Origin of the sequence: Haemophilus sp. HMSC71H05, from assembly GCF_001838635.1 — a bacterium.
Lineage (GTDB): Bacteria > Pseudomonadota > Gammaproteobacteria > Enterobacterales > Pasteurellaceae > Haemophilus_D > Haemophilus_D parainfluenzae_R.
Genome location: NZ_KV838037.1, coordinates 403,366 through 424,480, shown reverse-complemented (window position 1 = coordinate 424,480; position 21,115 = coordinate 403,366). Strand labels below are relative to the sequence as shown.

The 21,115-nt window shown below is 40.5% G+C and carries 24 protein-coding genes and 2 tRNA genes; 14 read left to right on the top strand and 12 right to left on the bottom strand.

The window, feature by feature from the left end; all coding sequences use genetic code 11:
• Positions 1–168: 168 nt before the first annotated feature.
• The 6 genes from miaB to HMPREF3279_RS08455 form a co-directional block, all read right to left on the bottom strand.
• A complete protein-coding gene (miaB, locus tag HMPREF3279_RS08480) occupies positions 169–1,593 on the bottom strand; it encodes a tRNA (N6-isopentenyl adenosine(37)-C2)-methylthiotransferase MiaB (RefSeq protein WP_049370138.1) in 1,425 nt (474 codons plus the stop codon).
• A gap of 150 nt (positions 1,594–1,743) precedes the next feature.
• Positions 1,744–2,568 (bottom strand): 3',5'-cyclic-AMP phosphodiesterase, encoded by an 825-nt coding sequence (gene cpdA, locus HMPREF3279_RS08475; RefSeq protein WP_070868863.1) that lies wholly within the window; start codon positions 2,566–2,568, stop codon positions 1,744–1,746.
• Between the two features lie 7 nt (positions 2,569–2,575).
• Complete coding sequence (gene nudF / locus HMPREF3279_RS08470) at positions 2,576–3,199, bottom strand: ADP-ribose diphosphatase (protein WP_070868862.1); 624 nt, start codon at positions 3,197–3,199, stop codon at positions 2,576–2,578.
• 160 nt (positions 3,200–3,359) lie between these two features.
• Positions 3,360–4,679, bottom strand: a complete 1,320-nt coding sequence (gene xseA, locus HMPREF3279_RS08465) for an exodeoxyribonuclease VII large subunit (RefSeq protein WP_070868861.1) — start codon at positions 4,677–4,679, stop codon at positions 3,360–3,362.
• Positions 4,679–5,890, bottom strand: a complete 1,212-nt coding sequence (locus HMPREF3279_RS08460; RefSeq protein ID WP_070868860.1) for a ribosomal protein uL16 3-hydroxylase — start codon at positions 5,888–5,890, stop codon at positions 4,679–4,681. The genes xseA and HMPREF3279_RS08460 overlap by 1 nt, the downstream gene beginning before the upstream one ends.
• 3 nt (positions 5,891–5,893) lie before the next feature.
• Complete coding sequence (locus HMPREF3279_RS08455) at positions 5,894–6,220, bottom strand: RnfH family protein (protein WP_070868859.1); 327 nt, start codon at positions 6,218–6,220, stop codon at positions 5,894–5,896.
• Positions 6,221–6,300: 80 nt separating this feature from the next.
• Between HMPREF3279_RS08455 and HMPREF3279_RS08450 the strand changes: the two genes are divergently transcribed.
• The 4 genes from HMPREF3279_RS08450 to tesB all read left to right on the top strand — a co-directional run bounded on the left by HMPREF3279_RS08450 (position 6,301) and on the right by tesB (position 9,436).
• Entirely contained in the window at positions 6,301–6,717 is a 417-nt protein-coding gene (locus tag HMPREF3279_RS08450; protein ID WP_049381608.1) for an EamA family transporter, read from the top strand.
• 60 nt (positions 6,718–6,777) lie between these two features.
• The gene (gene pth, locus HMPREF3279_RS08445) at positions 6,778–7,362 is read left to right on the top strand and encodes an aminoacyl-tRNA hydrolase (RefSeq protein WP_014065080.1); all 585 of its coding nucleotides are present in this window, start codon (positions 6,778–6,780) and stop codon (positions 7,360–7,362) included.
• 65 nt (positions 7,363–7,427) lie between these two features.
• The gene (gene ychF, locus HMPREF3279_RS08440; protein ID WP_049355809.1) at positions 7,428–8,519 is read left to right on the top strand and encodes a redox-regulated ATPase YchF; all 1,092 of its coding nucleotides are present in this window, start codon (positions 7,428–7,430) and stop codon (positions 8,517–8,519) included.
• A 56-nt stretch (positions 8,520–8,575) separates the two neighbouring features.
• The gene (gene tesB, locus HMPREF3279_RS08435; RefSeq protein WP_070868858.1) at positions 8,576–9,436 is read left to right on the top strand and encodes an acyl-CoA thioesterase II; all 861 of its coding nucleotides are present in this window, start codon (positions 8,576–8,578) and stop codon (positions 9,434–9,436) included.
• Between the two features lie 24 nt (positions 9,437–9,460).
• On the opposite strand, the gene rnhA is transcribed toward tesB, so the two are convergent.
• Positions 9,461–9,922, bottom strand: coding sequence for a ribonuclease HI (rnhA, locus tag HMPREF3279_RS08430; RefSeq protein ID WP_070868857.1), 462 nt, complete (start codon positions 9,920–9,922; stop codon positions 9,461–9,463).
• A 59-nt stretch (positions 9,923–9,981) separates the two neighbouring features.
• Between rnhA and dnaQ the strand changes: the two genes are divergently transcribed.
• The 4 genes from dnaQ to der all read left to right on the top strand — a co-directional run bounded on the left by dnaQ (position 9,982) and on the right by der (position 12,644).
• On the top strand, positions 9,982–10,743 hold the full coding sequence (gene dnaQ, locus HMPREF3279_RS08425) for a DNA polymerase III subunit epsilon (RefSeq protein ID WP_070868856.1): 762 nt from the start codon (positions 9,982–9,984) through the stop codon (positions 10,741–10,743).
• An 87-nt stretch (positions 10,744–10,830) separates the two neighbouring features.
• Positions 10,831–10,907: transfer RNA gene (locus tag HMPREF3279_RS08420), tRNA-Asp, on the top strand.
• A gap of 27 nt (positions 10,908–10,934) precedes the next feature.
• Positions 10,935–11,011, top strand: a tRNA-Asp gene (locus HMPREF3279_RS08415).
• A 112-nt stretch (positions 11,012–11,123) separates the two neighbouring features.
• Complete coding sequence (der, locus tag HMPREF3279_RS08410; protein WP_070868855.1) at positions 11,124–12,644, top strand: ribosome biogenesis GTPase Der; 1,521 nt, start codon at positions 11,124–11,126, stop codon at positions 12,642–12,644.
• A gap of 67 nt (positions 12,645–12,711) precedes the next feature.
• Here der and hpt read toward each other — a convergent pair whose 3' ends face one another.
• Together hpt and pmbA are read right to left on the bottom strand one after the other, a co-directional pair.
• A complete protein-coding gene (hpt, locus tag HMPREF3279_RS08405; protein ID WP_005696465.1) occupies positions 12,712–13,251 on the bottom strand; it encodes a hypoxanthine phosphoribosyltransferase in 540 nt (179 codons plus the stop codon).
• 202 nt (positions 13,252–13,453) lie between these two features.
• Entirely contained in the window at positions 13,454–14,809 is a 1,356-nt protein-coding gene (pmbA, locus tag HMPREF3279_RS08400) for a metalloprotease PmbA (RefSeq protein ID WP_070868854.1), read from the bottom strand.
• Positions 14,810–14,897: 88 nt separating this feature from the next.
• Between pmbA and yjgA the strand changes: the two genes are divergently transcribed.
• From yjgA to rapZ, 6 genes are all read left to right on the top strand, one after another.
• Positions 14,898–15,434: a ribosome biogenesis factor YjgA gene (gene yjgA / locus HMPREF3279_RS08395; protein ID WP_070868853.1), complete on the top strand. Its 537-nt coding sequence runs from the start codon at positions 14,898–14,900 to the stop codon at positions 15,432–15,434.
• Positions 15,435–15,515: 81 nt separating this feature from the next.
• Positions 15,516–16,124 (top strand): LPS export ABC transporter periplasmic protein LptC, encoded by a 609-nt coding sequence (gene lptC, locus HMPREF3279_RS08390; RefSeq protein ID WP_070868852.1) that lies wholly within the window; start codon positions 15,516–15,518, stop codon positions 16,122–16,124.
• A complete protein-coding gene (gene lptA, locus HMPREF3279_RS08385; RefSeq protein WP_005696469.1) occupies positions 16,105–16,623 on the top strand; it encodes a lipopolysaccharide transport periplasmic protein LptA in 519 nt (172 codons plus the stop codon). Before lptC ends, lptA begins: the two co-directional genes overlap by 20 nt.
• Positions 16,624–16,626: 3 nt before the next feature.
• Positions 16,627–17,352, top strand: a complete 726-nt coding sequence (lptB, locus tag HMPREF3279_RS08380; RefSeq protein ID WP_005696470.1) for an LPS export ABC transporter ATP-binding protein — start codon at positions 16,627–16,629, stop codon at positions 17,350–17,352.
• Positions 17,353–17,355: 3 nt separating this feature from the next.
• Entirely contained in the window at positions 17,356–17,874 is a 519-nt protein-coding gene (ptsN, locus tag HMPREF3279_RS08375; RefSeq protein WP_070868851.1) for a PTS IIA-like nitrogen regulatory protein PtsN, read from the top strand.
• A 31-nt stretch (positions 17,875–17,905) separates the two neighbouring features.
• Positions 17,906–18,763 carry an RNase adapter RapZ gene (gene rapZ / locus HMPREF3279_RS08370; protein ID WP_014065069.1) on the top strand — a complete coding sequence of 286 codons (858 nt, stop codon included), beginning with the start codon at positions 17,906–17,908 and terminating at the stop codon, positions 18,761–18,763.
• A gap of 39 nt (positions 18,764–18,802) precedes the next feature.
• On the opposite strand, the gene HMPREF3279_RS08365 is transcribed toward rapZ, so the two are convergent.
• From HMPREF3279_RS08365 to HMPREF3279_RS08355, 3 genes are read right to left on the bottom strand one after another with little or no spacing between them, the layout of a single operon-like run.
• Positions 18,803–19,483, bottom strand: a complete 681-nt coding sequence (locus HMPREF3279_RS08365; protein ID WP_070868850.1) for a M15 family metallopeptidase — start codon at positions 19,481–19,483, stop codon at positions 18,803–18,805.
• Position 19,484: 1 nt separating this feature from the next.
• Entirely contained in the window at positions 19,485–20,618 is a 1,134-nt protein-coding gene (gene dapE, locus HMPREF3279_RS08360) for a succinyl-diaminopimelate desuccinylase (RefSeq protein ID WP_070868849.1), read from the bottom strand.
• A gap of 26 nt (positions 20,619–20,644) precedes the next feature.
• Positions 20,645–20,989 carry an ArsC family reductase gene (locus HMPREF3279_RS08355; protein ID WP_070868848.1) on the bottom strand — a complete coding sequence of 115 codons (345 nt, stop codon included), beginning with the start codon at positions 20,987–20,989 and terminating at the stop codon, positions 20,645–20,647.
• Positions 20,990–21,115 lie beyond the last annotated feature (126 nt).

The window sequence follows — 21,115 nt, the reverse complement described above, 5'->3', positions numbered from 1 at the left end:
TCGAAGGTTCGAATCCTTCACGACCCACCACTTTAAATCAGCACCTTAACGGGTGTTTTTTTATGCCTAAAATTTAGGATAAACACTTTCCTACTCTCTTTTCTAAAAAACACATAAAAAAATAACCGCACTTTCGTACGGTTACTTATCCATATTCATTTTAAATGATTAGCCGTGATAACGTCCTACGCCTAATTCATCCTCTTTACGAGTGCGGTTCATCACTTCTTGCGGAGATTGTGCAATACGTAATCCCATTTGGTCTTCAGTACGCACCACTTCACCACGTAGAGAGTTAGTATAAACATCGGTAATCTTGATATCGACAAACTTACCGATCATATCTGGTGAGCCTTGGAAATTCACAATACGGTTGTTTTCAGTACGTCCTGTTAATTCCATAATATCTTTCTTAGATGGCCCTTCTACCAATACACGTTGCTCTGTGCCAAGCATACGACGGCTATATTGTGCTGCTTGTTGGTTAATACGCTCTTGTAAAAGATAGAGACGTTGTTTTTTCTCTTCTTCAGTGACATCATCTGGCATATCTGCTGCAGGTGTGCCTGGGCGCGCGGAATAGATAAAGCTGAAGCTCATATCAAAGTTCACTTGCGCGATGAGATTCATTGTTTGTTCAAACTCTTCCTTGGTTTCCCCCGGGAAGCCAACAATGAAATCTGAGCTGATTTGAATATTTGGACGAACTGCACGTAATTTACGAATGATCGATTTATATTCTAACGCGGTATGACCTCGTTTCATCATGGTTAAAATACGGTCAGAACCAGCTTGTACCGGCAAGTGTACGAAGTCCACCAACTCAGGCGTGTCGCGATACACGTCAATAATATCGTCAGTAAATTCGATGGGGTGGCTGGTGGTAAAACGTAAACGGTCGATACCGTCAATAGATGCCACTAAGCGCAATAATTCCGCAAATGTACAGATACCGCCATCAAATGTCGGACCACGATACGCATTTACATTTTGGCCTAATAAATTGATTTCACGTACACCTTGATCAGCCAACTGTGCAATTTCAAATAACACATCATCAACAGGACGGCTGACTTCTTCACCACGGGTATAAGGCACCACGCAGTAAGTACAATATTTATTACAGCCCTCCATAATAGACACAAATGCAGTTGGACCTTCTGCGCGAGGCTCTGGTAAGCGGTCAAATTTCTCAATTTCAGGGAAACTGACATCCACCACCGAACTTTTACCGCCACGAATTTGGTTAATCATTTCTGGTAGGCGATGTAAAGTTTGCGGACCAAATACGATATCCACGTAAGGTGCACGATGACGAATATGTTCACCTTCTTGTGAAGCCACACAACCGCCCACACCGATAACTAGGTTTGGATTTTGTTTTTTTAATTCTTTCCAACGACCTAACTGATGGAACACTTTTTCTTGTGCTTTTTCACGGATAGAACAGGTGTTAAGAAGTAACACATCTGCTTCTTCAGGAATATCTGTCAATTCCAAACCATGTGTATTTAAGAGAAGATCGGCCATTTTTGATGAATCGTATTCATTCATCTGACAGCCCCATGTTTTAATATGTAATTTTTGCGTCATATTGCTTAAAAATAAAGATTAGTAAAAAGATAAAATCGGTCGGCTATTGTACAGATTTGTGGGAATTCTGGCTAGTGTAAAATGGACTTTTACCCATTTCGGTATAGAAAAAGTGCGGTTAAAATCACCTGAATTTTAACCGCACTTTGTTTAGTATCCTTCTTCCTCCATATTCGGTAGGAATGTTTTTTGTTTGATTCGTTTTACTCTCGTTTCAATTCGTCCATCTGGGTGTAGTTCAATTTCACGCCAGCCTGGTTGTAAGGTATCTAACGCAAAATGATTGCTATCCGGCTTAAATTGAATACAAGTCGCTGGCGTTGCCATGGTTTGATAACCCTGCCAATAGCCATCAACCTGTTGATGAATATGCCCGTATAAAATCCCTTTTACATTGTTGAATTGAGCAAGAACGGCTGAGAAGCTATGTGCATTACGCAAGTTATGCTGATCAAGCCATGCTGAATTCGTTGGTAATAAATGATGATGCAATACGACTAAGCTATGACGCGCTGGATTTTCAGCTAATTTTGTTTTTAACCAATCTAACTGATAAGCGCTCAATTCACCATGAGGCACACCAGATACTTGGCTATCTAACAAAATCACTTGCCAATGTTTACCTAGAAGTAAATGTTTTGACGCGTTAATCGGCGGTTGGCTTAAATGTTCGACCATTTTGGGTTGGAAATCATGATTACCCGGAAGCCAAAATACCCATTTATTTAACGGTTTAACCATTTCAACAAATCGCAGATAGCCTTCGTCGCTACTATCTTGTACCAAATCCCCCGTTGCAAGCACGACATCATACTCAAAAGACTCCAACTGAATTTCTTTTAACACCTGAGAAAAACTTTCGTGCGTGTTGATACCTAATAATTCTTTGTTTGTATCTTTAAACAAATGAGGATCGGTAATTTGTAATAATTTGACGATTTCATTTGCGGGTTCGTATTCAAATCTATTGTTCATGGGACTCCTATTGCCAGCGTTGCTGCAATTTGGCGTAATTTAATTGAAGCCATTGCAAGCCCATTACTGCAATGCCATTATCAATTTTGCCATCACACATCCATTGATAGGCTTGCTCACGTTTCACCACATGAACACGAATGTCTTCATTCTCTTCAGCTAAACCATGAAGTCCCTTAGCTTGCGAGCTATCTACTCGACCGACAAACAAATGAATACGTTCGACGACACCGCCCGGGCTATCCCACACGCTTAAACAATGTGTGAGATCTTGAACGGATACGCCTGCTTCCTCTTCACTTTCACGCAAAGCGACTTCTTCAGGTTGTTCCCCCTCTTCTACCATCCCGGCGATCAATTCTAATAACCAAGGGGAACGAGCTGATTCAGGTTGATATGCACCAATACGTACTTGCTCAACTAAAACCACTGCATCTTCTTCCGGATCGTAAGCAATCACTGCAGAAGCGGCACCTTTGACCAATAATTCACGCGTCACTACACCACTTTCGCCACCGGCAAAAAGCTTATGTTTAAACTGTACTTTCTTAAGTGTAAAAAAACCTTTATAAACAGTTTCTTCATTAAGAACTTCTATATCATGCTGACTAAACTGTTGAATTTCTGACATCATTACTCTCCTAGTATCGAGGTCGCATAATACTCCCATAAAAAAATAAAAAAAACTGAACCCTCTATTTTTTTGTCGAAACTTTGAAGCCGGTCACAAAAAAAGAAAACCTATGATGATTTCTTATTCATCATAGGTTTACATTAAAAATTTATTTAAATTAACAAACGCGGCTGGTAATTTCCCCATCAGCCACCTTAGTTTTAATCGTATCGCCTGTTTTGACTTGTTTCACACTCACAATGGCATGTCCTTTGGCATCTTCCGCGATGGAATATCCTCGAGCTAATACTTTTAATGGGCTTAATCCATCTAACTTGCCACACAATGTCGCCAATTTATTTTGACGCTCCGTGACTTGACGATTCGCCCCTAAATTTAACCGCACTTGTAACTGAGCTAAATATTGGGATTGTTTTTGCAATCGATAAGGCAACGGATTTTGTTTTAAGCGCGCTGAAAGTGCGGTTAATTTTTGCTGCGTTTTATCCATTTGACGCTGCATCGCTAACAAGAGACGATGATGTAATTGCTCCGTTTTGGCTTTTTGCATCAATAATTGATTTTGCGGATGTTGGTTTTGCAGGCGTAAACGTAACTGTTGTAAGCGCTGTTGTTGATGACTAAAAATACGATCCAACGCCATCTCCAAGCGCTGTTGCTTATAAGCTAACTGTTGAAGTAACTCCTGCTGATTACGACTCACTAACTCCGCCGCCGCAGAGGGTGTCGGCGCACGTAAATCAGCCACAAAATCGGCGATAGTGACATCCGTTTCGTGACCGACTGCACTGATAATGGGTAAATTAGAACGAAAAATCGCACGTGCCACTTCTTCTTCATTAAAGCACCAAAGATCTTCTAAAGAACCACCACCACGGCCGACAATCAATACATCCACTTCTTGACGTGCATTAGCGAGTTCAATCATTTGGACGATTTCAGCCGTTGCTTCTTTGCCTTGCACTGCCGTTGGATAAATCACCACTTTTAAACTGGGATCTCGGCGAGCCAAAATATGCAGAATATCTTGTAAAGCAGCGCCAGTCGAAGAGGTAACAATGCCCACTGCTTTAGCAAAATCCGGCAAGCTTTTCTTCAAGTTTTGTGCAAACAACCCTTCAGCCGCCAATTTCATTTTTAGCGCTTCAAATTGCTGTTGCAACAATCCTTCGCCAGCAGGGTGCATGGATTCAATAATCAGCTGATAATCACCACGAGGCTCATATAAACTGACATTCGCCCGCACCAAGACCTGCATACCATTTTGCGGACGAAATCCCACCCGCAAATTTTTCATGCGGAACATCGCACCGCGAACTTGGGCATTTTCATCTTTCAGAGTTAAATACCAATGCCCAGACACTGGTTGAGTGAAATTAGAAATCTCCCCTGTAAGCCAAATCTGTGAAAAATTCCCTTCTAGCATTTGGCGGGCTGCGCTGTTAAGCTGGGAAACGGAGTAAATGTTTTCAGACATTATTCAATCAACACCCAACCGTCATCTAACCAGTTACAAATCGAATCGAGCAATAATTCGATTGTACTTTCAGGATCTTCTGTATCATTCACTAAATTATTTAAGAATGCCCAATCTAGCGCTTCACCATCGGAAAGACGTTTCAATACTTCTGCTTCAATAACATTCACTTCATCCAACCATTCGCCATTAGCATAAATGCGGAGCGGATTTTCGGTGTAAAGTAATTTGCAGTTATTGTCCTGCATTAACACACCTTGTTCCTCTTCTAAAATTGACCGCACCTCGTCAGGATCGGACATTTCATCGGATACCAACATTTCATAGCGACGTGAACTCACTGTACTGGCTACGGCTTGTTTGAACAAGGCATCAAAGGCTTCTGACTCAGCCAAATTCGCTAAGAATTGTTTTTTCATTGCCTGGATATTTTCATCTGCCAACTTGCCCGTGCTCTGCTCCGCTTGCGTTAAGCGTAACGGTAATTGGAATTCGCTTAAATTCAATTCAGGATCTTGATGACAAAACGCTTTATTCACGTTATCGAGAATGTCCGATAAATTCGGGTAGCGCAAACCAAAAGAGAAGGTCAAACAATCATCTTCAGCCACACCATAATGCGACATGCGAGCTGGAATATAAAGAATATCTCCCGGGTTCATCACTTCATCAATCACCAATTCACCCATATCGTCAAAAATACGAATCGGCTGATTCGGTTTAAATTCAGTGGATGAATCACACCATTTACCTAACTGCCAACGGCGATGACCATAGCCTTGTACCAAGAACACATCATATTCATCGTAATGTTTACCAACGGAACCGCCTTTAGGTGCATAGGACACCATAATATCGTCACGTTGCCATTGTGGAATAAAGCCAAACTTATTCCAAAGCTGACCGAGTTCTGTACTCCATTGTTCTAGATTTTGGACGAGCACCGACCATTTCTCGGGTACATCTGCAAAATCTTCTTCAGATAACGGACTAAAAAACACTTTCCAATTATCATCTGAAAAGGTTTTTACCAAACGTGCGGTCACATCTTCGCCTTGTGCTAATTCGATAATATCCTCAGGCTCGAATTGTCCAACAATTTCAGGCAAACCATTACGAATAATCAATGGCTTTTTCTGCCAATAATCACGCAGGAAAATTTCAGGGGTAATGCCATCTAGCAGACAATATTGGTTGGAAAGTGCGGTCATTTTTTACTCCTTTTCCTGTTTTTCTTGTTGGGCTTTTTCTTGTGCGGCTTTGGCTTGCTCTGCTGCACGTTTACGACGAATTTCTTTCGGATCCGCTAACAATGGACGGTAAATTTCAATACGATCACCATCTTTTAACTGATCCGTTAATTTGGCTAGACGGGAATAAATCCCCACTTTATTTTCACGCAAATCGATCTCGGTAAATTGTTGTAAAATGTCTGATTGTAAAATAGCCGTTTGGATCATCGTACCTTCATCCACTTTGAAGGACTTCAAATAATAGCGATCCGGCAAGGCATAAGCGATTTCAATATTAATTTGTTTCATGTCTTATTCTGTCTTAATGAGTTTTCCGTTATTATAGCGGAAAAGTGCGGTCAATATTAACGATAAAATAGGAGCACATCATGAATTGGGTATTTTTTGCTATTGGTTCAGCCTTTTTCGCTGGACTTACCGCTATTTTAGGCAAATTAGGGGTTGAAGGCATTAACAGTAATCTCGCGACCTTTATCCGTACAATTGTGGTGTTACTCGTTACAGCAGGTATCATTAGCGCACGTAACGAATGGCAACTGCCACAACATATTGCTGCAAAACCACTCACCTTTTTAATTCTTTCCGGTGTTGCTACAGGTCTATCTTGGCTTTGTTATTATCGTGCGTTGCAAATGGCGCCCGCCTCTTGGGTTGCTCCCATTGATAAACTCAGTGTCGTGATTGCCATTATTTTAGGCGTAGTATTGTTAGGCGAACCTTTAAGTATGAAATTAGTTATGGGCAGTCTATTAATTCTCTCAGGTGTTTTAGTCTTAGCCTTATAGATTGAGAAATTAGCCCTTTTTCGCTACAATACGCCACTATTTTTATTTAAGCAGAAAACTATGTCTGAAATTAAACTCATCGTGGGGCTGGGAAACCCCGGCGATAAATATGCGGAAACCCGCCACAATGCAGGTGAATGGTTGATTGAGCGTTTGGCTCGTCGCTTTAATGTTTCGCTTAATGCAGAAAATAAATTCTTCGGTTACGTAGGAAAAACGCTAATTAATGGCAAAGAAGTCCGTTTTTTAGTGCCAACGACATTTATGAATTTAAGTGGAAAAGCGGTAGGCGCACTTGCTAATTTTTATCGTATAAAACCAGAAGAAATTTTAGTGCTACACGATGAATTAGACTTACCGCCAGGCACCGTAAAATTAAAACAAGGTGGCGGACATGGCGGACATAATGGCTTAAAAGATATCGTAGCTCAACTTGGTAACAGCAACAATTTCTATCGTTTACGCATTGGTATTGGTCATCCTGGACACCGTGATTTAGTTTCAGGTTTTGTGCTTAACAAACCTGCGCCTGCAGAAAGAGAAGCACTCGATAAAGCGTTAGACGAAGCCACCGATTGCATTGAATTGCTTTTCAAAGAAGGCATGGTGAAAGCCACCAATCGCTTAAACAGTTTTAAAATTTAACTCAAAGTTCGGTAAAAAATACCATAAATTTTAACCGCACTTACGCTCACAATAAGGAAAACATCATGGGATTTAAATGTGGTATCGTTGGTTTGCCAAACGTCGGTAAATCTACCCTTTTTAATGCATTAACCAAAGCCGGTATCGAAGCGGCAAACTATCCGTTCTGTACAATCGAACCCAATACTGGCGTGGTACCAATGCCAGATCCGCGTTTAGATGCGTTAGCGGAAATTGTTAAACCTGAACGTGTGTTGCCAACCACCATGGAGTTTGTGGATATCGCTGGTTTGGTTGCGGGTGCAAGTAAAGGTGAAGGCTTAGGGAATAAATTCTTAGCTAACATCCGTGAAACTGATGCAATTGGTCATGTTGTTCGTTGTTTTGAAAATGATGACATCGTGCACGTTGCGGGTAAAATCGATCCATTAAGCGATATCGAAACCATCAATACCGAATTAGCCCTTGCTGACTTAGACAGCTGCGAACGTGCAATCCAACGTTTACAAAAACGTGCTAAAGGCGGTGATAAAGACGCGAAATTTGAGCTGTCTGTGATGGAAAAAATCCTTCCTGTACTTTCTGAAGCAGGCATGATTCGTTCTGTTGAATTGGATAAAGATGAATTATTGGCGATTAAAAGCTATAACTTCCTCACATTAAAACCAACTATGTACATTGCGAACGTAAATGAAGACGGTTTTGAAAACAACCCATATTTAGACAAAGTACGTGAGTTTGCAGAAAAAGAAGGCTCTGTTGTGGTGCCTGTATGTGCGGCGATTGAAGCAGAAATTGCTGAACTTGATGACGATGAAAAAATCGAATTCTTACAAGATCTTGGCATTGAAGAACCTGGCTTAAACCGTGTAATTCGTGCTGGTTATGCCTTATTAAATCTTCAAACCTACTTCACTGCGGGTGTGAAAGAAGTACGCGCATGGACGGTTTCTGTTGGTGCAACCGCCCCTAAAGCAGCAGCTGTCATCCACACAGACTTTGAAAAAGGCTTCATCCGTGCAGAAGTGATTGCTTACGATGACTTCATCCAATTCAAAGGTGAAAATGGTGCAAAAGAAGCAGGTAAATGGCGCTTAGAAGGCAAAGACTACATCGTCCAAGATGGTGATGTCATGCACTTCCGCTTTAACGTATAAAACACTTCAGACCGCATAACTATGCGGTCTTTTTGTATTTATAAAAGGAAAAAACAATGTCGGATAAATTAAATCAACTCATCGAATTGTTAAAACTAGAAAAAATTGATGATCTTATCTTTCGTGGTGCAAGTGAAGACTTAGGTTTTCGCCAAGTGTTTGGTGGCCAAGTCGTGGCGCAATCTCTTTCTGCAGCGATGCAAGTTGCACCACCGGAGCGCGTACTTCATTCCTGCCATGCTTACTTTTTAGCGCCGGGCGACAGCCAATACCCGATTATTTACGATGTGGAAACCTTACGTGAAGGTCGCAACTTCTCTGCATTACGCGTAAAAGCGATTCAGCATAAAAATGTGATTTGCCACGTCACCGCCTCATTTCAAATACCTGAAGAAGGTTTCGATCATCAATCCGCTATGCCACAAGTACCAGGCCCTGAGCAATGTATTGATGAACACGAAATCATGTTAAAAGTGGCGCAGACTTTACCTGAAAGCTTGAGTGAAAAATTTGCTCAAGAGCGACCATTTCAGATTCATAGCCGATATTTGAACAATCCATTTGATGGTCGTGAACTGCCACCTGAACAATATGCTTGGTTTAAAACCAATGGCGAAGCGCCATTAGATTTGCAGACACAACAATGTCTCTTAGCGTATTTTTCTGATTTCCACTGTATTTTGACCGCACTTCACCCACATGGGAAAGGCTTTTTACAGAAAGGGATGAAAGTGGCTACGATCGACCATAGTATTTGGTTCCACCGCCCTTTCAATTTAAATAATTGGCACTTACATGCTATTGAAAGTAACAATGCTTTTGCGGGACGAGGTTTAGCGAGAGGACAAATTTTTGCTGCAGATGGCACATTAATTGCCACCACACAGCAGGAAGGTTTAATTCGTTATCAAGAATAACCGCACGTTAAAACCAGGTGCAGACTAGCCTTCGTAACCAATATCTTCTAAAGTTGGGTTTTCTGCGCCTTGTTTGGCTAATTCATCACAAATTTCATTTTCACGATGGCCAGAATGGCCTTTCACCCACTGCCAATCAATGTTATGGGTTTGAATTGCCTGATCTAATGCAATCCATAAATCCTGATTTTTTACCGCTTTGCCCGTGCTGGCTTTCCAATTGTTTTTCTTCCAATTGTAAATCCATTGTGTAATGCCATTTCTCATATATTGGCTGTCGCTATAAAGCGTCACATGGCAAGGCTCTTTCAAGCTATTTAAGGCCTCAATCACTGCTCGTAATTCCATGCGATTATTGGTAGTTTTGAAATACCCTTTTGAAATATGTTTTTCATGCTGTTTATAGCGCAGGACAATCCCTATGCCACCGGCTCCCGGGTTGCCTAGGCAAGATCCATCCGTAAAAATTTCAATCTGTTTTTGCATAACTAATTCGAGCTTGTGTAAAATAGACTGTATTTTAAAGGAAACAAATAGGTAGAACAATGATAAATCCGGATCGCCAAATTGTACTGGATACTGAAACCACCGGTATGAACCAAATTGGTGCGCATTACGAAGGACATTGCATTATTGAAATTGGCGCGGTGGAAATGATCAACCGTAAATATACGGGCAATAATTTTCATATTTATATTAAACCGGATCGTTTGGTTGATCCTGATGCCATTAAAGTTCATGGTATTACAGATGAAATGCTGGCGGATAAACCGGATTTCAAAACGATTGCACAAGACTTTATTGAATACATTCGTGGTGCCGAACTACTGATTCACAACGCCCCCTTCGACGTGGGCTTTATGGACTATGAATTCCGTAAACTCGGGTTAGATATCAAAACAACCGACATTTGCCTCGTCACCGATACGTTGCAAATGGCGCGCCAAATGTACCCGGGGAAACGTAATAGCTTAGATGCCTTGTGTGATCGTTTAGGCATTGATAACAGCAAACGCACACTCCACGGCGCGTTACTGGATGCGGAGATTTTAGCCGACGTTTATTTATCCATGACAGGCGGGCAAACTAGCCTATTTGATGAAGACCATGCGGATAGCCCAATTATCCAAGCTGGTACCAATATGCAAGATCTTCAAAGTGCGGTCAATTTTTCGCAAAATTTAAAAGTGTTACAACCCACCGATGATGAACTCCAAGCTCATTTAGATTTCATTAAATTGGTCAATAAAAAAAGCGATGGCAAATGTTTTTGGTCGATTCGTACGGGTGATGAAACCTCACATTAATCGGTTATCTATTAATCAGATAAACATAAAAAAGAAAAAAAAGATTGACGGTTTTAACGTTCATCATTATTATACCCAGCACTTAGCGGAGTGGTAGTTCAGCTGGTTAGAATACCTGCCTGTCACGCAGGGGGTCGCGGGTTCGAGTCCCGTCCATTCCGCCAATTTAAAACTTGTCTTAATATACTCACGGAGTGGTAGTTCAGCTGGTTAGAATACCTGCCTGTCACGCAGGGGGTCGCGGGTTCGAGTCCCGTCCATTCCGCCAATTAAGCCGAGATAATAAAGCACCAGAAGGTGCTTTTTTTATGCCCGAATTTTACCTGCCAGCCAACATTCGCTATAATTAACCCAATTTACACTTTACAGAGATATTTTTTATGACAACTCCTGTCGTTGCCTTAGTGGGTCGCCCAAACGTAGGTAAATCCACCCTATTCAACCGTTTAACTCGTACTCGCGATGCGCTTGTCGCAGACTTCCCTGGTTTAACCCGAGATCGTAAATACGGTCATGCCAATATTTCTGGCTATGATTTCATAGTGATCGATACCGGCGGTATTGATGGCACAGAAGAAGGCGTTGAAGAAAAAATGGCAGAACAATCCTTATTAGCGATTGAAGAAGCCGATGTCGTGCTTTTCTTAGTGGATGCGCGCGCAGGTTTAACGGCAGCAGACATTGGTATTGCCAACTACTTACGCCAACGCACTAATAAAACAACCGTCGTGGTGGCAAATAAAACTGATGGTATTGATGCAGATTCACACTGTGCAGAATTCTATCAATTAGGCTTAGGTGAAATTGAACAAATTGCCGCATCACAAGGCCGTGGTGTGACCCAGTTGATGGAGCAAGTACTTGCCCCTTTAGCGGAAAAATTACAAGAAAATGAAGCTGAAAATGACCGCACTTCTGATGAAGAAGAAAAAGATGAATGGGATCACGAATTTGACTTCGATTCAGAAGAAGATACGTCATTAATTGATGAGGCATTAGACGAAGAGCTTGAAGACGAACAAGATAAAAATATCAAAATTGCGATTGTAGGCCGTCCAAACGTTGGTAAATCGACATTAACCAATCGTATTTTAGGTGAAGATCGCGTGGTGGTTTACGATATGCCAGGTACAACACGCGACAGTATCTATATTCCAATGGAACGCGATGGTCAGCAATACACCTTGATTGATACAGCAGGTGTGCGTAAACGTGGCAAAGTGCATTTAGCCGTTGAGAAATTCTCTGTCATCAAAACATTACAAGCGATTCAAGATGCAAACGTGGTATTACTCACAATTGATGCGCGCGAAAATATTTCAGACCAAGATCTCTCTCTGCTTGGCTTTATCTTAAATGCTGGTCGTTCGCTCGTGATCGTCGTAAATAAATGGGATGGCTTAGATCAAAATGTGAAAGATCGCGTCAAATCCGAATTAGATCGCCGTCTTGATTTCATCGACTTTGCTCGTGTGCATTTTATTTCTGCTTTACACGGCAGTGGCGTGGGTAATCTTTTTGATTCGATTAAAGAAGCTTATGCTTGTGCGACACAAAAAATGACGACTTCCCTTCTCACCCGTATTTTACAAATGGCAACGGATGAGCATCAACCACCAATGATTGGCGGACGTCGCATTAAATTAAAATACGCTCACCCAGGCGGCTATAATCCACCGATTATTGTGGTGCATGGTAACCAAATGGATAAATTACCGGATTCATACAAACGTTATTTATCTAATTATTATCGTAAGAGTTTGAAAATTATTGGTTCGCCAATTCGCTTGCTATTCCAAGAAGGTTCAAACCCATTCGCGGGTAGAAAAAATAAACTCACACCAAACCAATTACGTAAACGTAAACGCTTGATGAAGTTTATCAAAAAAGCAAAACGCTAATCTTAACAAACAAAGAGCGGTCAAAAATCTCTGTGAATTTTGACCGCTCTTTTTATTGAAAAATAAATTATTCGTCTATAACCACTTTACCAATATAGCCTAGATTACGATAACGTTGAGCGTAATCAATACCATAGCCGACAACAAATTCATCCGGAATAGAAAAACCAATCCATTCAACAGGTACTTCAACTTCTCGACGAGAAGGTTTATCTAACAAGGTACAAATCGCCAAGCTTGCAGGATCACGTAAATTTAAAATACCACGCACTTTTTCAAGGGTGTACCCCGTATCAATAATATCCTCAACAATCAGCACATGTTCATTACGAATATCACCTTCAAGATCTTTCGTAATTTTCACATCGTGATTACTTGTCATTCCGCTCCCATAGCTTGAAGTGGTCATAAACTCCACTTCTACCGGTAATTTTAATTCACGCACAAGATCGGCCATGAACATAAATGAACCACGTAAAAGCCCGACAACAATCAGTTTATCAATGGCTTTTTGTTGATAAAAATGCGTAATTTCCGCGCCAAGTTCAGCTATGCGACTACGGACATCCGCTTCTGAAATCATAATATCGACGTGGTGTTTTTTCATGGTCTTTCCTTTTTAATTTAATCGTTTGCGTATTCTACAATAAAAAAGGCCGAAGTTTAAACCTTCAGCCTTTTTAACCCTAACGAATTTACTTTCTACTCTACCTGTTGAAGCAACCTGCAATCGCTACGAAACAGATGTGTGTATAGTAGCAGAAAGAAAATATCTGTCAATAAGAATTATTATCATTTTTATAAATTTATTAATTCCCTGAGATTTTCATCTTGTCGAGTAAGATTGAACCAGTTTGGATATTGGATCGATGCTCAACATCATCTGCTACTGCCACAATATTTTTCAACATATCTTGTAATTGACCGGCAATGGTAATTTCAGCAACTGGATATTGGATTTCGCCATTTTCCACCCAGAAACCGGCTGCACCACGGGAATAATCCCCGGTCACAATATTTACGCCTTGCCCCATGACATCAGTAACCAATAAACCAGTGTCCATTTGACGTAAAAGTGCGGTCAATCCCCCCGTTAAATTTGGTTTTACAAGCCAGTTGTGAATACCACCTGCATGACCAGTACTTTGCATGCCCATTTTTCTACCGCTGTAACTGGTGAGCAAATAGGTTTGCAACACGCCATCTTGAATAATTTCAAGATCTTGTGTTCGCACTCCTTCGCTGTCAAAAGGCGTGGAGGCTAAACGTTTTAACAAATGCGGACGCTCACTAATTTGGAACCAATCTGGCAATACTTGTTTTCCAAGATGATCGAGCAAGAAACTGGATTTACGATATAAGCTGCCGCCACTAATCGCCCCCGTTAAATGAGAGATTAATCCAGTTGCCACATCATTTAAGAAAATCACGGGCTCTTCACGTGTTGTTAATTTTTGTGGATTTAAACGCGCGATCACTTTTTTCGCACAATTCTGCCCCACCCAATCCGCTGAAGAAAGCGCATCAAACTCACGTGAAACCGTATATTCGTAGTCATTTTCAAGCTGATCTAACTCGCCGCCAATCACCGAACAAGATAAAGAATAACGGCTAGATAAGTAACTTTGTAGCATGCCGTGTGTATTGCCATAAACACGCACGCCTGTATGCGAATTAAAGCTTGCTCCATTACTATTCACAATTTTAGCATCGTATTCCAACGCTGATTTTTCAGCCTCTAAAGCTAATTTTGTAGCCTGTTCAACATCAACATTTGCGCCATGATAAAGTGCTAAATCGGGCGCTTCAAAAGCGATTAGTTCTTTATCTGCTAGCCCTGTGCAATCATCTGGCGAGGTATATTTTGCAATGGCAAGTGCTGCTTCAACGGTGTTTTTAATCGCTTCTTCACTTAAATCTGAAGTAGAGGCATTACCTTTTTGTTGGCCTAAATAAACGGAAATACCTAATGCCCCATCGTTAGTAAATTCAACATTTTCAATCTCTTGCAGACGGGTGGAAACCGATAAACCACTCACTTTTGTCACGCCAACTTCAGCGGTGGCGCCCGCTTTCTTTGCGGTTTCAATCGCAAAACTGACTGCATCACGCAATGTTTGCTCTTGAGATTTTAAAAGTGCGGTTAAATTTTCTGCTGTTTTCATGGTGATAATCCTATTAAAAATTTGCGCCATTTTATCTTATTTTGAAAGTTTATGCTAAAATGCACCAAATTTTTCATAAGGTAACAGAATGGCAAAACGTAAGAAAAAAGAAGCCTTTGATTGGGAAGATGAAGACCAAGAAGAGATTATTTGGGTAAGCAAAAGTGAAATCAAACGTGACGCTGAGGATTTAAAACAGCTCGGCGAGAAATTGGTGAACTTAACCAAAGCAAATCTGACTAAGGTTCCACTAGACGATAGCTTAAAAGATGCCATTGAATTAGCGCAACGTCTGCAAAAAGAGGCACGTCGTCGCCAATTACAATATATTGGTAAGCTCTTACGCTCAATTGATGCAGAGCCTATTCGTGAAGCTTTAGAAAAAATTGAAAATAAACATAATCAGCAGCAAGCGATGTTGCATAAATTGGAAATCTTACGTGATGAATTGGTTGCGAAAGGTGATGCAGCACTGACTGATTTGTTAAATGAACATCCTTCTGCGGATCGCCAACAATTACGTAATTTGATTCGTGTAGCACAAAAAGAGAAGGAACAAAATAAGCCGTCAAAAGCTTATAGAGAGATTTATCAGATCTTAAAAACACTTATTTTAGAAGACTAAAATACAGCTATTTTTGACCGCACTTTGTGTCAAAAAAGTGCTATGATTAGCTACCCTTTTAATAAGGAAAAAACGTTATTTATGAATATTCGTTGGAATATTATTTTAGGTGTCATCGCTCTTGCTTTATTGGGCTGGTATTATTCGCTTAATCAAGATCATAGCGATTTACAAAGCCTCATTAAAAAGCCTGATAGCCCAGAATACGTCGGTAATAAAATGGAAACCACTGTATTCTCGCCTGAAGGCAAAAAACAATATCTCGCGATTTCCGACAAAGTGGAATATTACACACAAGACGGTCATACGGATTTTATTTCGCCGTTAGTCTATCTTTTTGATGTCTCTTTGGACAATAAAGATAAAGAAGCAAAAACCGATAAAATTCAATCAGGAAAACAAAATTGGAAACTTAGCGCGAAAAAGGCAAAATTAACGAAAGATCAAATGCTCTATCTTGAAGGTGGTGTGGTTGCCGAGAGCCTTGATCCTTTATCTCGCCTACAACGTGTTGAGACTGAAGCCGCAGTGATTAATTTAAAAACACAAGACATTACTTCCGATACACAAGTAAAAATTAACGGATTAAACTTTAACTCTAGCGGATTGAAGCTCGTCGGAAATTTACGTCAGCAAGTTGCAACTCTAAAGGAACAGGTAAAAACATATTATGAAATCAACAAACAATAAAATTCTGCTTTTAACGGCTTTAATGATGACTTCTTTGTCTGCTTTTGCGTTAAAAGATGATACCAATAAACCGATTAATATCGTCTCAGATAATCAATCTTTAGATATGGAAAACAGCGTCGTAACCTTTACGGATAACGTTGTAATTACGCAAGGTTCCATTTTGATTAAAGCCAATAAAGTGGTTATTACTCGCCCACCAGAAAATTCAGGTAAAAAAGAAACTGTTGAAGCATTTGGTAGCCCTGTTACCTTCCACCAACAACTTGATGATGGTAAGCCTGTTGACGGTAGAGCGAATAAAGTTCACTACGATTTAGGTACTGAATTCTTAACATTGACCGGTAATGCAGAATTAAAACAATTAGATAGCAAAATTAACGGTGAACGCATCACTTATGATGTGAAAAAACAACAGTTAAAAGCCAATGGTAATGGAAAATCACGCGTGCAAACCGTCTTAATTCCAACCCAATTACAACAAAAAGGTAAAAAATAACCGATGTCTGTATTACAAGCTGAATTCCTCGCAAAAAGCTATAAAAGCCGAAAAGTGGTTTCTGATGTGAGTTTAACCGTAAACTCCAATGAAATTGTTGGCCTACTTGGTCCAAATGGTGCAGGTAAAACCACTACTTTCTACATGGTCGTCGGTTTAGTACGTCATGATCAGGGAAAAATCACCATTGATGGCGATGATATTAGCGTATTACCTATGCATGAACGTGCTCGTCGAGGAATTGGCTATTTACCACAAGAAGCCTCTATTTTCCGTCGTTTAACGGTGTATGAAAATCTTATGGCGGTATTAGAAATTCGCAAAGATCTCACTGCAGAACAACGCAGAGAGAGAGCGGATGAGTTAATTGATGAGTTCAATATTGGCCATATTCGTGATAGCCTGGGACAATCGCTTTCTGGTGGTGAACGTCGTCGTGTGGAAATTGCACGCGCCTTAGCAGCAAATCCAAAATTTATTTTATTAGATGAACCTTTTGCAGGTGTAGACCCAATTTCAGTGACGGATATTAAGAAAATCATCACAGATCTCCGCAATCGTGGTTTAGGCGTGTTAATTACCGACCATAACGTACGCGAAACCCTTGATGTCTGTGAACGCGCTTACATTGTTGGTGAAGGGAAAATTATCGCGACGGGCACGCCAGAAGAAGTCATGAATGATGAGCACGTTAAACGTGTCTATTTAGGCGAACAATTTAAACTATAACCTATGAAATTTACGACATTGCTCTCCCCTGATGATATTCGTCAGGGGGTTGCTTTTTCTAGCAAGAAACGATTATTTGAATCCATTGCCGCTTTCGTTGTGGAAAAACTTCACTGCGAAAATGGTGAACAGGCTTGTTTTGAATGTTTATTTGAACGAGAAAAATTAGGTAATTCAGGATTAGGCAATGGTGTCGCTATGCCTAAAGCCAAGTTACCTGCTACTGTATCAGATAAGATCCTAACGGTATTTATGCAATTAGAAACGCCTGTCGAATATGATGCCGCCGATAATAAACCGGTAGATATCATTTTTGCTGTGCTCGTACCCGAAAATCACTGCCAAGAATATATTCCTGTTCTGGCAGAACTCAATGAAAAATTAACTGATAAAAACTTAATTAAACAACTTCGTTCAGCACAAAGTGCGGATGAAATTTGGCAAATTTTTGAATGTGCCGATCATTCAGAGGAATCTGAGGACGACACAAATTTAGATAATATTGAACCTCAAGAGGTATAACCTAACCAACTAACCATAAGGAATCACGCAGATGGAAATTATTATTATCAGCGGTCGCTCCGGCGCGGGGAAATCTGTCGCATTACGAGCTTTGGAAGATATGGGCTATTATTGCGTGGATAATCTCCCTCTCGATTTACTTCCTCAACTCACCAATATTCTCGCCAAAACTCAAACGGCTGTTGCCATCAGCCTCGATATTCGAAATCTCCCTCATTCAAGTGCTGATTTAGACAAGATTCTGACAGATATTCAAGCCACTTATTCCGTCAAAATCATCTTTCTGGACAGCGATCGTAGTACACTTATTCGTCGTTACAGCGATTCACGTCGTCTTCATCCACTTTCAGCACAAGATCTCCCACTTGAATCAGCGATTGATCTAGAATATCAACAGCTTGAGCCTTTAATTCAACATGCTAATTTTATTATTGATACCGCTCCACTTTCTACTCATTCGTTATCTGAACGATTAAGAGAAGTTTTACGCGGTAATACGGATAAAGAACTTAAAATCGTGGTTGAGTCGTTTGGCTTTAAATATGGTATTCCGCTTGATGCCGATTATGTCTTCGATGTGCGTTTTCTACCTAATCCACACTGGAACCCAGAACTTCGTCCAATGACGGGGCTTGATGAACCTGTTGCACAATTTTTACTTGCACATGATGAAGTAAATAATTTTATCTACCAAACGCGTAATTACATTGAAACGTGGTTACCGATGTTAGAGCAAAATAATCGAAGCTATCTCACCATTGCCATTGGTTGTACGGGTGGTAAACATCGTTCTGTTTATATCGCTCAACAAATTGGAGAATATTTCCAAGCCAAAGGCAAGAATGTGAAAATTCAACATAAATCCTTGGAAAAGAATAAAAAGAATTAATCAAACCATAAAAAACGCAGCGACTTGCTACGTTTTTTGTTAAACCACATATTGCTCAAAAATCTCGGGCAAATGCATAATTAATGTTTCTTTTCCTGCCACGGTTTCATGCTGCCAAACTTGCAATAGCACATCTGGCGTAAATAATTGTGAGGCCTGTTCAGCTAAAGGTAAATAGCTAATATGCCAAGGCTCTCGACCCACTTTTTTACCTTCAGGTTGGCTGATAAACGGCAAAGCAAACTCAAAGTGCGGTAGATTTTCAGTGAGAAATTCACTTAATTCAAAGAAATAGCCACCGCTTTCATATTCCCAAGGTTCAAGTTGTAATGATTGGCCTTGGGGCAAAAGATCAGGATCAAAAATATCGATTTCTGTTCCCCAATGATGACGACTTCCCCCAGGAAGCGCTGACCAACGTAAAATGGCTTGTGCTTTTTGCCAATCATCGAACGACGCTAAATCTAATGGATTTCCCGCATCATCATGCACTTTGCGTTCGCCGTTAAATTTACCGTTCCAAATGAGTTGTTGACGTTCAAAATCACGAAAGCTACTCGCGGGCTGCAAATTAAAGCCATTTTTGATCGCACTTTGCTGCAATCCTTGAAACGCTTTCATTGCCTCTGCTTGCAAAAAATGATTTGGAGAATGAGGTGTAGGCAAATTGATCAAATGTTCACGAGATTTGCCAGTTAACATTTCAGGCGTTAATTTCATCTTACTTGTCCAATAAATTCACTAACATTTGATGATAAATCTGACCGCACTTGGCAAGATCATCTACACTGACACATTCATTCACTTTATGAATCGTTGCATTAAGCGGCCCAAATTCCACCACTTCAGTGCCCATTAATGCAATAAAACGCCCATCAGAGGTGCCACCGCCTGTTTCTGCTTGCGGTGTAATAGCGGTTGTTTGCTCAATAGCCGTCGTTAATGCATCTAATAATTTACCCGGTTTCGTTAAAAATGGTTTACCCGATAAATTCCAATCAATACGGTATTTCAAACCATGTTTTTCAAGCATTTCCGCCACTTTCTGCTTAATAATTTCGTCTGTCACTTCCGTACAATAACGTAAATTGAATTGCACATAAAGCTCACCAGGGATGACATTATTACTCCCTGTGCCGGCATGAATATTCGCAATTTGCAAACTGGTCGGCGGGAAAAATTCGTTGCCGTTATCCCATTGATATGTGGTTAATTCCTGTAAGAACGGCGCTGCTTTGTGAATGGGGTTTTCCGCTAAATGAGGATAAGCTACATGACCTTGAATACCTTGAATGTATAGGTTGCCCGTAATCGAACCACGACGACCATTCTTGACTACATCGCCTAATGTTTTTGAACTAGACGGCTCGCCTACCATGCAATAAGTAATTTTCTCACCGCGCGCCATTAACGTTTCGACAACACGTACTGTGCCATCTTTCGCGGCAGCCTCTTCGTCAGAAGTAATCAACAAAGCAATCGTTCCTTTATGATTCGGATTAGCTTTCACATATTCTTCTGCCGCCACAATCATTGCTGCCAATGAGCCTTTCATATCTGCCGCACCACGACCATAAAGCATATCATCCACAATTTCGGCAGAAAATGGCGGATAAGTCCATTGCGTTTCATCTCCCGTCGGCACCACATCGGTATGCCCTGCAAAAGCGATAACGGGCTCGCCACTACCATGCTTTGCCCATAAATTTAACGTATCGTTGAAAGGCATCCATTCAATGTGAAAGCCGAGTTTTTCTAAACGCTCAGCAATCAATTGCTGAGAGCCCTCATCATTTGGGCTAATAGAGGGGCGACGAATGAGGTCTTGTGCCAAAGAAATCACTTTTTCTTTCATAAAAACTCCTAAGAAATACTACTCTTTTAAGCAAATGCTGCACTATATTCTTTTTCGTTGAAGCCAATCAATGCTTTACCATCTTGCAAAATAATCGGACGTTTAATTAACGTTGGATTTTCAGCTAATACCGAAAATACGGTGGATTTTGAGAGTGTATTTTTCACATTTTCATCAAGATTACGCCACGTTGTACTACGTTTATTGACTAAATTTTCCCAACCAAATTGTGCTTCTGCTTGTTGTAAGAATTGAGTATCTAATCCATCTACACGGTAATCATACAATTTATGTTCAATATTATGTTCAGTTAGCCACTTCAATGCTTTTTTTACTGTATCGCAGTTTTTAATACCATAAACGATAATCATATTCTCACCTCTAGAAATAAAAAATCCTCGATTTCATTTAGAACGAGGATTTTAACTGCTACATGAATTAATCACAAATAGATTAACCTATACAAACTTATACATCCAAAAGAAAAAGTGCGGTGA